2 protein-coding genes are annotated in these 2695 nt (G+C 68.8%); one reads left to right on the forward strand and one right to left on the reverse strand.

Going from position 1 to position 2695, the window contains the following annotated elements:
- Positions 1 to 263 precede the first annotated feature (263 nt).
- Entirely contained in the window at positions 264 to 1832 is a 1569-nt protein-coding gene (locus O3Q52_RS51740; protein ID WP_269655346.1) for an arabinogalactan endo-1,4-beta-galactosidase, read from the forward strand.
- Positions 1833 to 1912: 80 nt separating this feature from the next.
- On the opposite strand, the gene O3Q52_RS51745 is transcribed toward O3Q52_RS51740, so the two are convergent.
- Positions 1913 to 2695 (reverse strand): class I adenylate-forming enzyme family protein (locus O3Q52_RS51745; protein WP_269655347.1); only part of this gene is annotated, 783 nt, incomplete at its 5' end.

Here is a 2695-nt window from a genome sequence, read left to right on the forward strand (position 1 = left end):
TTTCGCCCCCGCCGCCCCTACCCGTTCCCGTCCCTTCTGGGGGCTCCGCCCCCAGACCCCCGCATCGGCCTGAACGGCCTCGTCCTCAAACGCCGGACGGGCTAGTAGTCAGCCCCTCCGGCGTTTGAGGAGCGGGGGTTCGGGGGCTGGCCCCCGAAAGGACGGGACGGGTAGGGGCGGCGGGGGCGAAGAACCCCACGCCACCCCCACGCCCCACTCAGGGGCACATCCACATCATCACGTCGAAGGGACGACGGACGACGATGTTCCATCCCAGACGCACACTCAGGGCCCTGCTGCTCCCGCTGGCAGCCGGCCTCGCCCTCACCGCCCTGCCCGCGCAGAGCGCCCACGCCGCAAGCACCCTCACCAACGCGGGCTTCGAGTCGAACGGCACAGGCACCACGACCCCGACCGGCTGGTCGACCTACTCCGCGGGAGGCCAGACCGCGGCCTCCTTCACGGAGGCGGGCGGCCACGGCGGCAGCTACCGCCTGACGCACTACTCGGCCTCCGCCTACAAGGTGGAGACGTACCAGTACCTCTCGGGCCTCACCAACGGCAACTACAAGCTCACCGCCTGGGTGCGCTCGGGCGGCGGCCAGAACTCCGCCTACCTCGCGCTGAAGAACTGCGGCGGTGCGGAACAGCGCACCGACATCCCGGTCTCGTCCAGCGGCTGGATACGGATCGTCACCCCCATTGCCGTGACGAACAACCAGTGCACGATCAGCATCAACTCCGATGCGAAGGCGGGCAACTGGATCAACGTCGACGACCTGACCTTCATATCCGGTACGGCGGGCCTGCCCATCAAGGGCTCCGACGTGTCGTCGCTCGCCAAGAGCGAGGCCAAGGGCGGCGTCTACAAGTACAACTCTGGCACGACCGGTGACGCGCTCGCCATCCTCAAGTCCGCCGGGCAGAACTACGCCCGCCTCAAGGTGTGGGTGAACCCCGCCGACGGCTACAACAACAAGACACGCGTGCTGGCGACGGCCAAGCGAGTCAAGGCGCAGGGCATGAAGCTCCTCGTCGACTTCCACTACTCGGACACCTGGGCCGACCCCGGCGCCCAGTCCAAGCCCGCCGCCTGGGCCGGACACTCGTACAGCCAGCTGAAGACCGACGTCTACAACCACACGTACGACGTGCTGAACGCGCTGAAGGCGCAGGGCACCACGGCCGACATGGTGCAGGTCGGCAACGAGATCAACGGCGGCATGCTCTGGAACGAGGGTTCCACCTCGAACTGGTCGCAGCTCGCCGGGCTGCTCAACTCCGGCTACGACGCGGTCAAGGCGGTCAACTCCGGTACGACCGTGGCCCTGCACCTCGCCAAGGGCGGCGATCTGGCGGGCACCCGCTGGTGGTTCGACAGCGCGGTCTCCAACGGCGTGAAGTTCGACGTCATCGGCCTGTCCTACTACGGCTACTGGCACGGCACGCTCGCCGACTTCCAGACGACCCTGGACGACGCGGCGACCCGCTACGGCAAGCCGGTGTACCTCGCCGAGACGGCCTACCCCTTCCGCCTCGACAGCAAGGACTCGCACGAGAACATCATCGACCTCAGCAGCGAGCTGGTGCCCGGCTACCCGGCCTCGACCGCCGGCCAGACACAGTGGATGAAGGACGTGGCGAGCATCGTGGAGGCCGTCCCGAACGGCCGCGGGCTCGGCATCTTCTACTGGGAGTCCACCTGGACCGCGGTCACCGGCAACGGCTGGGATCCCACCGACGCCTCCTCCGGCAACGGCTGGGAGAACCAGGCCCTGTTCGGCTACGACGACAGGGCGCTGCCGGCGATGGCGTGGTTCAGCCACCGGTGATGCTCTGAAGGCGTGGGGAGGGGGTGACGGAAGCGGGACCCGCTTCCGTCACCCCCTCACTCCTGCCGTCGTCCTTTCCGTCACTCCCGCCAGAACGGCTCGCGCAGCTTGAACTTCTGCAGCTTCCCCGTCGCCGTGCGCGGCAGCGACTCCACGAAGTCGACCCGCTTGGGCGTCTTGAAACCGGCCAGCCGCGTACGGCAGTGTGCGATCAACTCCTCGGCGGTGACGCCCGATCCGTCCGTCACGACGAGTGCGGTCACCGACTCGCCCCACTTGGCGTCCGGAATGCCGATGACCGCGACCTCGCGCACGGCCGGATGCGAGGTGATCACGTCCTCCACCTCGATCGACGAGACGTTCTCGCCGCCCGAGATGATGACGTCCTTCTTGCGGTCGGAGATCACCAAGTAGCCCTCGTCGTCGAGGTATCCGCCGTCCCCGGTGTGGAACCACCCACCCGCCTGCGCCTTCGCGGTCTCCTCGGGCTGGTCCCAGTAGCCGTCCAGGTTGTGGTTCGACGCGGTCAGCACCTCACCGTCGACGTCCACATCGACGCGTACGCCGAGCGCGGGCACCCCCGCCCGCCCGAGCCGCCGCGCACGATCGGTGGGCTCCAGGTCGTCCCACTCCTCGCGCCCCCGGTTGACCGTGACCAGTGGCGAGGTCTCGGTGAGCCCGTAGATCTGGATGAACTCCCAGCCCAGCTCGCCCATCACGCGCTCGATCGTGCGGGTCGGCGGCGGCGCGCCCGCGCAGACGATCCGGACCCGGTCGCGGCCGGGGATCTCGCCCTCCCAGCCGGCGGCCGCGTCGAGCACGGCGTTCAGGACGGCGGGCGCCGCACACATCAGGGTGACGCC

It is taken from the genome of Streptomyces sp. ActVer (assembly GCF_027270795.1).
In the GTDB taxonomy this organism is placed as follows: domain Bacteria; phylum Actinomycetota; class Actinomycetes; order Streptomycetales; family Streptomycetaceae; genus Streptomyces; species Streptomyces umbrinus_A.